The following is a 15,393-nucleotide window of genomic DNA, read 5'->3' as shown; positions in this document are numbered from 1 at the left end:
GCCGACGGCATAGATTATCGGCGCCCAGCCAGACGTCACGTAGCCAGTTACATAGCCCCTCCGACAGAACTCGTGAATATACCGGCCACTGATTGCTATGGGCGCCTGGTCGACCTCAGCTTCACGACTTATGACGGGTCCAGCTGGTGCGTCGTCGGGGCGCGCCTACTTGAGCGAGGAAATGCCGATTGAACGCACGATCTGCTTGTTGAACGCGATGAACAAGATGAGCAACGGCAAGATCGACAGCGTGGTGGCCGCCATGACGAGCGTCCAATTGGCGGCGTATTGGGTCTGCAGGCCGGCCGTGGCGACCGTCAACACGTTCCACTCCTTGCGTGGGGACACGATCGACGGCCACAGGAAGTTATTCCACTGCGAGACCACCGTGATGAGCAGCAGCGTCACGAGGATCGGCCGGTTCATCGGCAACACGATCGACCACAGCTGGCGCCAGAAGCCGGCACCGTCGAGCTCGGCGGCGTCGAGAATCTCCTGCGGCAACGCCATGAAATTCTGCCTCAGCAAAAAGATCGCGTACGGCGAGCCGAGCATGAACGGCGCCACGATGCCGGCAAACGTATTGCGCATCCCCCACTGACTCATCATCGTGAACAGGGGAATCATGGTGACAATCGCCGGGATCATCATCGTCGAAATGTAGGCCCAAAACAGGATCTGCCGGCCAGGGAACTCCAGGCGCGCGAACGCGTAGGCGGCCAAAATCGAGGAGAAGAATTGGCCGACCACCATCACCAACACCACCTGGAGGGTGACCGCCAGAGGCACAATGAAGTCGTGCTCGGTGAAAAGCCGGACGTAGTTATCGAACGTGAGCTCGTGCGGAAGGGAAAGCGCGCCTCGCTGGACGAGGTCGCGCTCGGTGCGCATCGAGGTCGTGATCGAAAACACCAGCGGAAGCACGGTAATCAGCGCGCCCGCGATCAGCACCGCATACGTGAGCGCTGTGGCGAGGATCGAATTCTTCTTGCGGTAACGACGCTTCGTGGCCATGATCAGCTCATTTCGTACGTCATGCGCTTGGCGAAGTAGCGCTGCTGGACAATCGTGATCGCAACAATCAGCACCATGAGGAACACGGCCATCGCCGCCGCCTCCCCAATCCGCGGCGACGCGAAAGCCGCGGTGTAAATGCGGGCCGCGATGACGTCGGTGGTGCCGCCGGGGTAGCCGGGATTGCCGTCGGTCAAGCCGTAGACCAGGTCAAACACCTGGAACGACGAGATGAACGACGTCACCATCACGAAAAACGTGGTCGGCCGCACGAGCGGCAACGTGATCGACCACAGAGTGCGGACGGGGCCGGCGCCGTCGAGCGAGGCGGCCTCGTAAATATCGCGCGGAATGGACTGCAGTGCGGCCAGGAAAAACAGCGAAATATAGCCAATGTTCTGCCACACGTACACGAAGGCCACGACGGGGAGCGCTGTCGTCTCGCTGGCCAGCCACGCGACGCGGGTGCCCAGCAACTGGTTCAGCAGCCCCGACGGCGCCAACAGCCAGTTCCACACAATGCCCAGCGCGAGCGGGGCGGCCACCCATGGGATCACGTACATGATCTGCAGGATCCCGGAGCCGGGGAGCTTGCGGTTCAGGCCCACCGCGATGAGCAGGCCCAGCGCGATGGCGAGCGGGATCGCGATCGCAGAGAAGAGAACGGTCACGCGCACCGAATTCCAAAAGTCCGGCGAGGTGAACATCGTGTGGTAGTTCGCGAGCCCGACGAACGTGGGCGGGGAGATCAAGTTCCACCTGAGCAGCGAAATTGCCACAACGGCCACAATAGGCACCATGAGGAAGAAGCCCACACCAATGAGCGAGGGAATAAGCATCGTGAACGCCGTGGCCGCCTCCCGGCGCTTGCGTGCGGCGCGAAGAGGGCGCTCGTGCTTAGCCTCGCGGGGGTTGGCTGGGGTGGCTGGCTGGCTTGGGTTGGCCGGGTGCGCCTGGCTCGGTGCCGCCGGCTGCGCCCCGCGCGAGCCTCGCGATTCCGCGGTTCCTGCATCGGTGGCGTGTTGCGACATGTGACCACCTCCTGGTCATAGGCTAGAGCAACGAGGGCCCGCGCGCCTATCGGCCCGCGGGGTGGGTGGGAGCCCTGACAGTACTACCCTTAGCGCCGTGCGGTGCTGGCCGGGGTGATGGATAAGTGATGGATAGCACTGACATGGCGGCAGATCGCACCGGCCTGGCGCTCGAAAGAACAGGCCTGTGCGCCGGATGGCCCCGCCTGGGCGTTGGATGTAACTGCGCTGGCGCCGGGCACCACGGCCCCGCACTGGATAGCCGGCCCGGCCGCCCGGTAATCACGCCGTGGCGCTGGTACTCGATATCGGCCCCTAATGTGCGTCACAATATTCACACTAGTCACACCTGTCACAGACGCGAGCTTCCTCTCCAGTGTTCCCCGACAGAAGTCGTGAATATATCGACTGCCGATTTCTATAGGCACCTGGTCACCCTCAGATTCACGAGTTGTGTCGGCCGTGGCGTAGTGAAGGAGGGCGAAGCGGAGGCTGTGAAATGGTGGAAACGCGCGAAAAATCTTATCCACATCTTGCTCGGCGCTACAGCTGTCCACATTTGGCCACGTGGCGAAAACGGGCCGCCACGGACTTTGCCAATGTAGACGCATGTGGAACGGAGTGATCTCCCGCGCGGAATTGCAACAAGCTGGCCTGAACGGGCATCGCATTGCTGAGCTGAAGGCCAGCGGCAAGCTCGTGCACGTCAGCCGAGGTTGGTATGCCCAGAGAGACGCGAACCCGATGGTTGCGCTCGCGGCAGCCGGGCATGCACAGCTGGGATGTCTGTCTGCGTGTGAGCGGCATGGCCTCTGGGTGCCGTCCGAGCCAGAGCCGAGAATTCACCTTGTGGTTAACAACTCGGACTCGATCAGCAGAATCGCCAATAGACTCCACGACGCAACGAAAGGCCAGGTCAGACCAATCGTCCACCGGGGTGTTGTGAGCAAGAACGAGCTTGTCGCGGATGTCTGCCGGGCGGTCGAACATGTTGCGAGGTTTCATAGTGTGGAGCAGGCGCTGATTGTGATCGAGTCGGCGCTCAATCTGGGGAAACTGTCGGTCCCTGAGGTTGAGCACCTTCTTGAGATGATCCCCAAGAGTCGGGCGCGGTATCTGTGGAACTTTCAGCCGAACTCGCAGTCGGGGAGTGAAACTCGGGTGGCGCACTTTCTGCGCAATCGTGGCTTCACGGTTGTTCAACAGTTCTCGCCCGTGCCTAACTGGTACACGGACATGAAGGTTGGTAGCTCGTGGATTATCGAATGTGACTCCGTGGCACATCATGGTAGCCCGGACGACTTCGCCCGCGACCGACAGCGCGATCTCCTTCTTGCCGAAATGGGTTATGAAGTCACGCGCCTCAGTTACCGGCAGATCTGGGATGACTGGGCGAGCACGAGACGGGCGCTCATACGAATCGCGAACCGCAGGCGCTACCGCAAGGAACCCGAGTTCTCGTGGCGTGAGATCTAACTCGTGAGCCCAGGCGGCTGCTTGGCGGGCTTGGTCAGAGGATGTCTGGTGGGTGTCGGATTGCCGTAACCCGCCGATAGTGTTCGTTCCTGTGGCGTGCTCCGGGCGCGGCTGTCACAACTCGTGAATCTGAGGGCGGCCAGGCGTCTAGAGCGATCGTCAGCCGGTATATTCACGACTTCTGTCGGGGTGGCGGGAGTGCGCGCTGCCAGCGTGTGACAGGCGTGAATTGTTGGGAGATTGTGACTATAAATAAGTGCCCGGCGTGAACTGGTGGCATAAGACACCAAGCGACAGCAAAGGCCATTAAATGGTGGGGTGTGCGAGCCAGCTAGGCCAGCCAGCCTAGCCCCGGAAGATCTCGCCCGTGCGCTGGTTTGTCCAGGTGATGAGGTAGCGCCTATCAAATACCCGCGAGCATCGCGGGCACGACCCGGCCCGCCCCAACCGCTGCCGCTCAAAGCGGTGACCGTTCGGGCACAATCCAACCCATAACGCCGGCGCGGTCGGCCACTTGGGATCCACGCGCGTGAGTCCATCCCCGCCGATCTTCAGGCAGGCGGCTCGCCATGCGGCGTCGTGCCCGTGACCTTCCCCGACCAGCGCATGCGCCACCTCGTGCAACACGAGCAGGCGCACCTGCTCCTCGCTATACAGCGTGATCAGCGGCCCCGACAGCGAGATCGTGCGCCGCGCATGACTCGTGTAGCCGGCCCGCCGCTTGGCGCGGTCGATTGCGAGGTCCCACCCGCGCAGGCCGTGCGCGTCCATGAGCCCCCGCGCAACCTCGCGAGCTCGCGAAACATCCATGCGCCGATTCTATCCACTCCCTCCGACAGCCTTCCGCGCCTGGCCCTGCCACCCGCCCCTACCCCACGGCCCCAGCCCCACCCCTCCACCCCAACAACTCCCTCGCGCCCCTTGCAAAGTGCCCTTCCGCGTACGCTACCGTTGAGGTATGCACGAGGTAGATGTCGTGGTGATTGGAGCAGGCCAGGCCGGGCTCGTCGCCGCGCATGAGCTCCAACAGCGTGGCGTGGCCGGGTACGCTGCGCAGTCGTTGCCGGCGCCGCGGGCGGCGGCGTCGTTCGTCGTTCTCGACGCCGAAACTGGCCCGGGCGGCGCTTGGCGCCACCGTTGGGACGGCCTAACGATGAAAACGGTCAACCACATCGCCGAGCTCCCCGGCCTGCATGCGCGCCCCGCGGCCGGCCCCGAGCGCGCCTCCGCGTTTTTGACCGACTATTTCGGCGACTACGAAGACACCTTCGACCTGCCCGTTTTCCGTCCGGTCAAGGTCCGCTCCGTTCACGACGACGGCGCGCGCCTCCGCGTCCACACGAACGTCGGCGATTTGTCGGCGCGCGTGGTGATCAATTGCACCGGCACGTGGGACGCGCCGTTCATCCCCTGGTACCCCGGCCGGGAGCTGTTCCGCGGCATCCAGATCCACACTCATGACTACCGCGATCCGGACGTGTTTTGGCGCAAACGCACGCTGGTCGTGGGCGGGGGAATCTCAGCGCTCGACCACCTGGATGATGTCTCGCGCGTGACGAAAAACGTCTTTTGGACCACCCGGACGCCCCCGCGTTGGCGCGACCCCTCCGACTTTTCCGTGGGCGAGGCCGCGGGCGGACTCACAGCCGAGGCCGGCCGCGTGATCGAGGCGCGGGTGCGTGCGCGCACGGACGCCGGGCTGCGACCGCTGCCCGTCGTGGCCGAGACGGGCCTGCCCCGCAACGAACGGGTGCTCGACATGGAACGCCGCGGCATCCTCAACCGCCGTGAGATGTTCGACCGGGTCGACCGCCACGGCGTCTGGTGGGGCGAGGACTACCTCGACCTCGACGCCATCATCTGGGCCACGGGCTTCCGCGCCAACCTGCGCCACCTCGCACCCCTCCACCTGCGCGAACGCGGTGGCGGCATCATGCTTGACAGCTCGCGCGCCGTCAAGGAACCGCGCGTTTACCTGCTCGGGTACGGCGCCTCGGCGTCGACGATCGGCGCCCGCCGCGACGCCCGCGCCGCCGTGGCCCAGATCGTCCGCGAGCTGTAGACGCGACCGGCGCGACGGCGCCGTGAAGCGGAAAAACTGTCGGAGGTCTGCGGTAGGGTGTGACGGGTAGGAGGATCATGGCTTCACACACAGACCTAGTTGCGCGCATCGGCGAGGCGGGCGCCGTGCCCGCGGACCGGCCGATCGACCGCGCGCGCCGCATCGTCACCGCCGGGACGCTCGGGGCGTTCCTCGGCACGATTCTCGCGCTCTTCTGGCTGCTCGGTTACCTCAGCCCGGCGCGGATGGTGCTGGCGGCGGTGCCGTCGGTGATCATGCTGGTCGCGTTCGTGGTGGTGTGGCGTTTTCTCGACGACGACGCCCGCGGTACGCCCATCCCCGTGATCGCGCGGACGCTGGCCACGGCGGAGAGCCCCTACTCGCGGTACATCAAGAAGGGCGCGAACAAGGGGCTGCTGGTGCCAGTGGTGGTGCAGCCAGTGGAGGGTGAGCCGTTTCGGTCGGTGATTTTGCTGCGCGAGACCGGCGGGGTGCAGGTGGAGGAGCCGGAGGTCGGGACGTTGATGGCGCTTCGGCAGGTCGAGCGCGGCATGGGCGAGCTGGCCAACATTGATCAGGTGACCCCCGAGCAGGAGGCCCTACGCGAACGGCTGGCGCGGCACCCGAGGCAACTGTCGAACCGGGCACCGGCGCTGCCGATGCGGCGCGGGAGTCTAGAGCGGGTGCCGGCGAGCGCGGCCGCCGAGTGGTGGGGTGCGCTCGGGGCGGGGCTCGCGGTGGCGCTGGCCTATATTTGGGTTATTTACTAGGAGCCGGGCTCGGCGACCGGCTACGCCAGTAGCTTGCGGATCCTCTGCGGCGACACCTTCCCCGCCGTCCTCAGCTGCTGGGCGAACAGCGACACCCGCAGTTCCTCCACCATCCACCTGGCCTGCCGCAATGTGGCCGCGCGCTCCGGATCGTAGGCACGATCCGTAGCCGCCTCCCGCTCATCGGCGACCAGATCCTCAATGTCGTGCACTTGCCAGGCGGCGGCATCGTCGGCGGCAGGGTTTTGCGCGGCTTTGTCGATGCGCATGGCCGCCGCCTGCAAGTACCGCACCAGGTGCGCCAGCCGCTCCTCCTCGGTGGCCCCGATGAAGCCCTCGTACACGAGCCCGGAGATCTGCTCGCGCACGTCGCTCACCGTGTTGATGAGCGCGAGCGAGCTGTTGGCCCGCACCTTGGCGTCGGCCTGCCCGTAGGCGCGCAGCACGCGCACCACGGTCTTGACCAGCGTATAGATCTCGTCCTCGAGGTGGTCGCGGGCGTAGTCCCGCAGTGCCACATAGTCGGCCCGGGCCCGCAGACGCCCGAGTGGCGTGTCGTTCGCGGCGGCCCACCTGTCGGCAATGTTGCGCGCGGCGGCCAAATGCAGATCGTCGACCACCGCCGCCGTGTTCTTGTAGGGCGCCGCCGCCATCGTCAGCGACTCCTCCCCATTCCACCTGGACGTCACCCGCGCCTCCGGCAGCGTCAGCTCCGTGGCGAGCAGCCGGATGACCCCGCGCCGGTGGTCGCGCACTTGCAGCGCAGGCTCGGGCAGCACCCGCAGGCTCGCCCGCCGCCCCTCCGCCACCAGCGCCGGGTACCCGCGCACGGCCATCCCGTGCGGCCCCGCGGTCTCGACCACCGCCGGCAGCTCCTCCACCTCGGGCCAGGCTTCCATGCCGTCGACGCCGTTCGGCAGGCCCGCTCCCACGGCCCCGGTTTCTGCCTGCCCGGCCGACGACGACGCCGCCGCGCCGGCCCCGCGAGAACCGGACGAGTCGCCTCGGCCAGCGCGAGCGCCCGCGCCAGACGGCGCGCCCGCGCCCATCTCCTGCAGAATCTGCGCCCGCGCCTCCTCCAGCGCCTGGGCCACCGCGCCCTTGACCACGGACTCAACCGCCGTGCGGGTTTGCGGCGCGAGCCGCCGCTGCAAGTCGGTGATCGACGTGCTCTCGTAGAGCACGGCCCCACGTTCGGATCGCACCCGGAAGGTGATCTCCAAATGCGGCGGCAGGGCCACTTCCGCCCATTGCGCCGCCGAAATCTCCACGCCGCGAAGCGCGCGGACGGCGTCGTTAAAAGCGGACCGGAAGCTGGGGGCGCCGGTCTGGCCGTGGGCGACGTCGTCCCACGTCGGGAGCTTGCCCAGGATTTCGCGCGCGGTGTCGGGCGCGGGCACGAGGTGGCGCCGTACGGGCTTGGGGAGCGCGCGGATGGTGGCCACCACGAGCTCGTCGAGCATGCCGGGGACGAGCCAGTCGAAGCCGTCGTCGGTGAGTTGGGGCAAGAGGGTGACGGGCACGTCGATGGAGAGGCCGTCGGCGTGGGCGCCGGGCGTGTAGTGGTACTCGATGGGGAGGGTGATGTCGCCTTGCACCCACTGTTCGGGGAAGTCGGCGTCGCTGGCGGAGGTGGTGCCGAGGAGGAAGTCGTGGGTGAAGTTCAAAAGCTCGGGGTTCTTGTGGCGCTCGCGCTTCCACCAGGAGTCGAAGTGCCGCGCGGACACGATGCCCGCGGGAACCCGCTCGTCGAAGAAAACGAACCGGGCGGCGTCGTCGGCCACGAGCCCGCCCTGGCGAAGGCGCTGTTCGACCTCGTGGGCGTCGGCGAGAGCCTGCTCGTTGTGTTTGATGAAGGCGTGGTGGGCGCGCCACTGGTTTTGCACGAGCGCGTGGCGGATGAACAGTTCGCGGGCGAGTTCGCGCGCGGCCGGTGTGCCGACTTTCGACAGGAGGACGTTGCGGTCGGCGATGAGGGTCAGGCTGTAGAGGGTGACTTTCTCGTGCGCCATCGCGGCGCCGTGGCGGGTGGACCAGAAGGGCTCGGAGTGGGAGGTGCGCACCAGGTGCGAGCCCACTTCCTCCACCCATTCGGGCTTGATCTGCGCCACCGAGCGGGCGAAGAGCCGCGAGGTTTCCACGAGCTCCGCGGCCATCACCCAGCTGGGGTTGCGCCGGTGCAGGCCGGAGCCGGGCCAGATGATGAAGCGCGTGCCGCGGGCGCCTAGATAGTCCTTGCTGCGCTCGTCCCACGAGCCGAGGTTTGACAGGAGGCCCACCAGCATTGACCGGTGGATCTGGTCGGCGGCGGGGGTGTCCGCGCTTTGCCCGAGCGCCTTGACCGCGCGGGCCACGTCCTGGTTGTGCGAGTTGTCCTTGTCCTCGGCTGCCGCGCGGGCGAGCGCCGCACGCGTGGGGAGCGCGACCGGCTTGGCGTCCATCCCCAGTGGCCGCGACATTTCCCGCAGCTGCACGACGACGTCCTGCCACTCCCGGAATCTCAGCCAGTTGAGGTATTCGGCCCGGCACATGCGGCGGAAGGCCGACCCGGACAGTTCGCGCTGTTGGGTGCGCAGGTAGCGCCACAGGTTGAGGTAGGCGAGAAAGTCGGAGGTGCGGTCGGTGAAGCGGGCGTGGAGTTGGTCGGCTTGGGCGCGGAATTCGGTGGGCCGTTCGCGCACGTCCTGCACCGACATGGCCGCCACCAGTACCAAGACTTCGCCGGCGCAGCCGTTGTCGGAGGCGGCGAGGAGCATGCGGCCGAGGCGCGGGTCGATGGGGAGGCGGGCGAGGATGCGCCCGGTCTCGGTGAGCAGGTGCGTGCCCGCGCCCACCACCGTGCCGCGCGCGTTCGCCGACATCGGCACAAGCGCCCCGATCTCCTCGAGCAGCTGCAGGCCGGCCCGCACCTGGCGCATGTCCGGTGGGTCGATGAACGGGAAGTCCTCAACCGAGCCCAGGTTCATCGCTGCCATCTGCAAGATCACCGACGCTAACGACGTGCGGCGGATCTCCGGCTCCGTGAATTCCGGGCGCGCGACGAAGTCCTCCTCCGAGTACAGCCGGATCGCGATGCCGTCTTCCACACGGCCCGAGCGCCCCGAGCGCTGGTTCGCCGACGCCTGCGAGATCGGCTCGATCGGCAGGCGCTGCACCTTGGTTTTGTTGGAATAGCGCGAGATGCGGGCGGTGCCCGGATCGATGACGTAGCGGATGCCCGGCACCGTCAGCGAGGTCTCGGCGATGTTCGTGGCCAGGATGATGCGGCGGTGGGCGTGGGGCTGGAAGATGCGGCGCTGTTCGGCGCCCGACAGGCGCGCGAACAAGGGCAGGACCTCGACGGCGTCCGGCACCGACGACCGCCCGCCCGGCTCAACGTAACGGCGCCCGAGCTCCTCCTCGAACGCCTTGGCCGTGTCGCGGATCTCGCCCTCGCCGGAAAGGAACACGAGGATGTCTCCCGGGCCCTCAGCCATGAGCTCGGCGGCCGCGTCGAGGATGCCGGCCACTTGGTCGCGGGCCTCCTCGCGCGTGAGCTTTTCACTGCCTTCAAAAGCGGGTGCGTGGTGGGGGCTGGGGGCGGTCGCGGCGTCGCCATCGCGACCGCCCGAGGGCAGGCTGGAAGCCGGGCCGACGGCGTCGTCGTAAAGCGGGCGATACCGGATCTCGACCGGGAACGTGCGCCCCGACACCTCAATGATCGGCGCCTCGTTGCCCGGGAAACCACCGTACATGTGGCGGCCGAAATGCTCGGCGAAGCGCTGGGAGTCGATCGTGGCGGACGTGATGATGACCTTGAGGTCCGGGCGGCGCGGCAGGAGGTTGGCGAGGTAGCCGAGGAGGAAGTCAATGTTGAGGGAGCGCTCGTGGGCCTCGTCGATGATAATCGTGTCGTATTTGCGCAGGTCGGGGTCGGACTGGGTTTCGGCGAGGAGGATGCCGTCGGTCATGAGCTTGACCAGGGTGGTGCGCGAGACCTGCTCCGTGAAGCGAACCTGATAGCCGATCGCGCCGCCGAGCTCCACGCCCAGCTCGTCGCAGATTCGGTCCGCCACCGAACGGGCCGCGATGCGGCGCGGCTGCGTATGGCCGATCATGCCGGTGATGCCGCGGCCAAGCTCCAGGCAGATCTTCGGTAACTGGGTGGTCTTGCCCGAGCCCGTCTCGCCCGCGAGGATCACCACCTGGTTGTTCTCGATCGCCTCCGCGATGTCGGCGCGGCGCGCAGAGACCGGGAGCTGCGGCGGGTACGTGATCGCCGGGAGGGCGGCGCGGCGGGCCTCGAGCTCCGCGGGGATGAAGGGGCGCGGGCCGCGGGAGCGGCGGCCGGCATGCTTGGCGTTTGGCCTGCCGGCGCGCTTATTGGCGCGCTTGCCCACAGCCGTCTCGCCGTGCCTGGTAGGTGTGCTTCCGTCAATCATCGAAACCATTGTGCCACGTTGCTGGGCGGCAGGATTCGGCGACAGTGACGGTGTGGGCATTCGAGGTGATGTCGAGAGAATAAACCACTAAAGCCTATAGGTGTGTCGTAAATAACACTGCGGGACAAGGGCCCTCCGGCACGGGTGTTCAGAGGAGCGTTGCCCCAGTTCGGGGGGGGGGGTTGGGTTTCGTCCGCCCCAAGTCGTAGCTATGTCGGACGTGTTCATAGGATAAAACGATATTGTTTTCGGTGGCGCTAAATAGCAGTATAAGTGCATCAACATCGGCAGTGACCACTTCGGAGGCGGGGTGACCATGAGCAAATGTGCTGAGCGCGTCACGGCGCGTCTGCGTGCACTCGTTGCACTGACGGTGGTGGCAGGCCTGGCGCTGGTCGGGGGCGTGCCAGCCGCCGTCGCGCAAGATTCCTCGACGCCTTCCACGGTCGCAGAGGCGACCGACGCCGCCACGCAGACAGACGGCCAGACGGAACCTTCCGGCAGCGCCGACACCGAATCGGCGGAGCCGGGAACCGCTGAAAACGCCAACCCCTCGATTGACAGTTCCGAGGAAGCTACGCCCGAAACGCCAAGTGTCGATAATTCAGCGGGGGGGGGGAGAGCAGCTTTCTGAGCTAGCCGCTCCGGATACGGCCGAGGGCGATCCGGAGGCAGATACGCAAGAGGGCGATCGGAGTTTCGCGGAGCCCAATTCTGACGGGTTCGAAGACTCGGGTCCGCTCATGTTCGCCGCACTGGGTGCGGCAGGCTCGGCGCCGGGTATCGAGGCCCTGTCCACGAACGGTGAGCTCTACCTTTTCAATCCGGCGACGGCGGACCTCGCCCCGTTGCCGCCGTACCTGCCCGGCATCCAGAACCTCACCTCCTACACGAGCCCCAACACCCGGCGGGAGGTTCGTCGTCCGCTGAGCAGCACCGAGTGTAAGGACGCCCGCCCCACAAGAACGGATGGCAAGTACTGCTACTTCTCCAAGGGCCTGAACTACAACGCTCTCGGCGTTGGGGAGGACGGCACTCGGTACGCGACGCTGAAGGTCGGGCAGACTGGCACCCCCTACGAGGGAAGGAGTGGCTCCTCAAAGGCGCCGCTTTTCCAAGTCTATAAGTACACGCCGGGCGACACGGAGTGGAGGAAGTTCGGAGACGAGTTCGAGTTCCCCTACAAGAAGGTGCCGGGTGGCAACGAGCTCAAGGATCTCACCTTCAACGGCGGTCAGGTGGCCCCCGACGGAACGTACTACCTCGCGATCACGGATCGCGAAGGCCCGGACAATGACAAGCGCCTTGTCGCGCACGTGTACAAGATGACGCCCGATGGCAGGTTAGACAAGGTCGGCGACGTCCGCGATTCCGCGCCTGGGGGCTCGAATGGCGACAACAACGGCGACTTGACGTTCACCGAATCCGGCGATCTTGTGGTGGTGTTTTCCCATCTGCAGGCCGATATTCCGGGCAGCTCGAACGCGGGCTACAACGAGGTGAGCTTTGAGGTGGTGACACGGGACACCCTCGCTTCGGCCCGGGGCGGCGAGCTCGCCTCCTATCACCTTGGCACTTCGAAAATTCGTCAAGGCCAGTCCATCGGTGAGCAAAACTCTGACGCGGCGCAGACGACGGGCATCTCGATTGGGCCCGACGGCTCGCTCATCACGTCGAACTACAAGAAGACCGACTCCATTTCGCATTTCTACCAGCACGACGCCAACGGTATTGCACGCGAGATTCGCTCGATGCCGCACGTCGGCGATCTGGGCACCTACTGGGAGATGGACCCGAACTCGCCGTGGGCATATCCGCTTGCCGCTTGGCGCGAAGAACGAACTGGCGCGGGCCGCCCCTACTATCGGCCAACGCCGTGGGTGGGCCAGATCTCCGATCTTGCAGGCGAAGCTGTCATCCCGTCCGTTGCCGTGAGGAAGGTCGTCAATGGCCGCGTGGACGCCGCCGACCAGTTCACGGTGAAAGTCGGGACGAACAACATCTCCCGGGAGGCGAGCACCTCAGGCGAGCAAACCGAGGTCACCACCGAGCGGCTCCCGGTGCTGGCGGGAACGCGGGTCACCCTCTCTGAGACGATCAACCGCCCCGGCGCCACGCTGGAGGGCTATACCGTCACGCTTCGCTGTGATGGCGGCGTCCAGCCCACGACGCCGAAGGTTTCGGGCGCCACGGCAACGGCGAGCGTCACCATTCCAAATGCCGTCGGTGACGTGGTGTGCACGTTTACGAACTCGGCGAAGGCCAACGGCAAGATGGAGTGGGCGAAGGTGAACGAGGACGGCGAGCTGCTCGCCGGCTCATCGTGGACGCTCGCACGCGAGGACGGCGCAACCTTCACCGTCGACGGCGCCACGCAGGAAGCGCCCAGCTTTACCGTCCCCGACGCAACAGCTCCCGGCGGCATCGACCAGGACACGGAGGAGGGTCGGCTGCTCCTCACCGGGCTTGGTCGCGGCACCTACACGCTGACGGAAGCGGTCGCCCCCGCGGGCTACGTGAAGTCGGGCAAGACCTACACGTTCACGATCAGCTCGCCGTCGCAGGAGGCACATAAGGTAGACCTCTACGACGGTCAAGATCCCGTGACCGGGCACAAGTGGCACAACGCGGTGGTCAACACGCCAATCAGGGGCTCGCTGACCTTCGAGAAGCGCGCGAAGCAAGGCGCGGCGGTCACGGGTGACGAGCCGCTGCTAAGCGGGTCGGAGTGGAAGCTGACGAACACGACGACGACCGACACGTGGACGATCACCGACTGCGTCGGCAACTCTCCCGCCGATTGCGAGCGCTCGGCGCACAACGACACAGACTCCCGGGCCGGAATTATCCAGGTCACGGGCCTCCCGCTCGGCACATACGAGCTGGTGGAAACGAAGGCTCCCGCGGGCTACGTCCTCGACGCGACGCCCACGACCTTCACAATCGCCGCCGACAACCCGGACGTGACGTTCGCGGGAGCGAAGGCGATCTACAACACACTACAGGCCGGACCTACGATTCCGCTCACCGGCGGGATCGGACGCGACTTCTACGCCTTTCTGGGTGCGGGGGTCCTCAGTTTCGCCCTGCTCATAAGGCTCGCGCAACCGCGTAAGCGTCACTGAAACAGGGCGAAGTTCAGCCCACAAGACGAAAGGTACTCGAGTGCAGTTTCTCAAGAAATTGAAGCAGCGCGCTGTGGCGACGACGGTCGTCGCCTTGGCTTCCGTCCTCACCCTCGGTGTGGGCGTTGCAAACGCCGCTCCGGGCGATATGCCGACCGGGCAAGGGTCGATTACGATCCACAAGCACAAGGAAGTCGGCAACACCAACCAGCTCAAGCCGGACGGCACTTCGGCCGCGCCGAGCGATCCGCTTAAGGGCGTGGAGTTCACCGTCACGAAGATCGAAGGTCTTGACCTGAACAAGAATGCTGATTGGCAGAAGGTCTCGACCCTGACTGTCGACCAGGTTGGTCAGAACGGTATCACCAGGGGTACCTCCCAGAAGGTGACGACCACTGAGGACGGATCGGTAGCAGTCAACAGCCTCGACATGGGCGTCTACCTCGTCGAGGAGACCGGGACGGGCGAGCACGCCATCACGAAGAAGGCGGCCCCGTTCTTCGTGACCATCCCGCTTCCGTTTGACGGCAAGTGGATCACCAACGTCCACGTCTACCCCAAGAACGTCGTCCAGACACCGGGTACTAAGGAAGTCTCGGACGACAAGGACACGCACAAGGTGGGTGACGTCCTTGAGTGGACCATCACGACGACGGCGACCACCGACACCCCGTCGGCATTCGGCGTGGTCGATGAGCTCAAGGACTACCTGAGCTATGTTGACCAGTCTGCGAAGGTCTACCTGAAGGACGCCGTCGATCCGCTGACGGACGTTACTGTCGAGCCGCTCACCGGCGGGAAGAACGGCGTTAAGATCACGCTCGGCGAGACTGCGCGTGCACAGATCAAGAAGGGTGACACCGTCAAGTTCGTCCTCAAAACCACGGTGACCGCGATCCCCGAGAACGGCATCGTCGAGAACAGCGCGTGGCCGATCGACAACGAGTACAACCCCTTCGAGGATCCGAACGTCCCCACCCCGCCGATCGACCCGACCAAGGATCCCTACTTCGGCGACTACAAGTTCAAGAAGGTGGACGCAGATAACCCGGGCAAGGAGCTGTCGGGTGCCGAGTTCGGCCTCTACCAGTGCAATGGCGACCAGACCACCGGTGACCCGATCGTGACAGCGGTCTCTGGCGAAGACGGCGTCGTCTCCTTCACCGGCATTTACCTCGGAACGTTCGACAAGGGCACCGCAGCCGACCAGGCGACGAAGGAGTTCTGCCTCAAGGAGACCAAGGCTCCGGCCGGCTACGTCCTTCCTGACACGGTGACGAAGGTGACGATCAAGGCCGGTAAGGTCACGACCCCGACTGAGCAACTCACCACCGTGACGAACACCCCGCAAGACGGCCCGGATCTGCCCCTCACCGGTGCGGCGGGCACGGCGCTGCTGACCGTGCTCGGCTTGGGCCTCGTGGGCGCCGGCGTGGCACTCTACGCGGTGAACTCTCGTTCGCGTAAGCGGAGCTAACATCACCTAGAGTTGTG

General features: G+C 65.7%; 9 protein-coding genes. 5 read left to right on the top strand and 4 right to left on the bottom strand.

All coding sequences use genetic code 11. The features are described from left to right. Nucleotides 1–165: 165 nt before the first annotated feature. Nucleotides 166–1,014, bottom strand: coding sequence for a carbohydrate ABC transporter permease (locus AQZ59_RS02335; RefSeq protein ID WP_062612798.1), 849 nt, complete (start codon nucleotides 1,012–1,014; stop codon nucleotides 166–168). 2 nt (nucleotides 1,015–1,016) lie between these two features. Continuing rightward, nucleotides 1,017–2,045 (bottom strand): carbohydrate ABC transporter permease, encoded by a 1,029-nt coding sequence (locus tag AQZ59_RS02330; RefSeq protein ID WP_082661094.1) that lies wholly within the window; start codon nucleotides 2,043–2,045, stop codon nucleotides 1,017–1,019. Nucleotides 2,046–2,654: 609 nt separating this feature from the next. On the opposite strand from AQZ59_RS02330, the gene AQZ59_RS02325 reads away from it, so the two are divergent. Further along, the gene (locus AQZ59_RS02325; RefSeq protein WP_143602073.1) at nucleotides 2,655–3,521 is read left to right on the top strand and encodes a type IV toxin-antitoxin system AbiEi family antitoxin domain-containing protein; all 867 of its coding nucleotides are present in this window, start codon (nucleotides 2,655–2,657) and stop codon (nucleotides 3,519–3,521) included. Nucleotides 3,522–3,866: 345 nt separating this feature from the next. Here the strand turns inward: AQZ59_RS02325 and AQZ59_RS02320 are convergent, their stop codons facing one another. Beyond that, a complete protein-coding gene (locus AQZ59_RS02320) occupies nucleotides 3,867–4,331 on the bottom strand; it encodes a SprT-like domain-containing protein (protein ID WP_082661093.1) in 465 nt (154 codons plus the stop codon). A gap of 148 nt (nucleotides 4,332–4,479) precedes the next feature. Between AQZ59_RS02320 and AQZ59_RS02315 the strand changes: the two genes are divergently transcribed. Continuing rightward, a complete protein-coding gene (locus AQZ59_RS02315; protein ID WP_062612795.1) occupies nucleotides 4,480–5,583 on the top strand; it encodes an NAD(P)-binding domain-containing protein in 1,104 nt (367 codons plus the stop codon). A 77-nt stretch (nucleotides 5,584–5,660) separates the two neighbouring features. Further along, on the top strand, nucleotides 5,661–6,353 hold the full coding sequence (locus AQZ59_RS02310; protein ID WP_062612793.1) for a hypothetical protein: 693 nt from the start codon (nucleotides 5,661–5,663) through the stop codon (nucleotides 6,351–6,353). A gap of 20 nt (nucleotides 6,354–6,373) precedes the next feature. Here the strand turns inward: AQZ59_RS02310 and AQZ59_RS02305 are convergent, their stop codons facing one another. Then, nucleotides 6,374–10,774 (bottom strand): DUF3418 domain-containing protein, encoded by a 4,401-nt coding sequence (locus AQZ59_RS02305; RefSeq protein ID WP_082661114.1) that lies wholly within the window; start codon nucleotides 10,772–10,774, stop codon nucleotides 6,374–6,376. Nucleotides 10,775–11,517: 743 nt separating this feature from the next. Between AQZ59_RS02305 and AQZ59_RS02300 the strand changes: the two genes are divergently transcribed. Beyond that, complete coding sequence (locus AQZ59_RS02300; RefSeq protein ID WP_062612789.1) at nucleotides 11,518–13,899, top strand: SpaA isopeptide-forming pilin-related protein; 2,382 nt, start codon at nucleotides 11,518–11,520, stop codon at nucleotides 13,897–13,899. Between the two features lie 40 nt (nucleotides 13,900–13,939). Further along, the gene (locus tag AQZ59_RS02295) at nucleotides 13,940–15,376 is read left to right on the top strand and encodes a SpaH/EbpB family LPXTG-anchored major pilin (RefSeq protein WP_062612788.1); all 1,437 of its coding nucleotides are present in this window, start codon (nucleotides 13,940–13,942) and stop codon (nucleotides 15,374–15,376) included. Nucleotides 15,377–15,393 lie beyond the last annotated feature (17 nt).

The sequence above is a fragment of the Trueperella bernardiae genome (genome assembly GCF_001469025.1).
In the GTDB taxonomy this organism is placed as follows: Bacteria; Actinomycetota; Actinomycetes; order Actinomycetales; family Actinomycetaceae; genus Trueperella; species Trueperella bernardiae.
The sequence above is the reverse complement of the archived record's forward strand: the minus strand, read 5'-3'. Positions and strand labels throughout refer to the sequence as shown.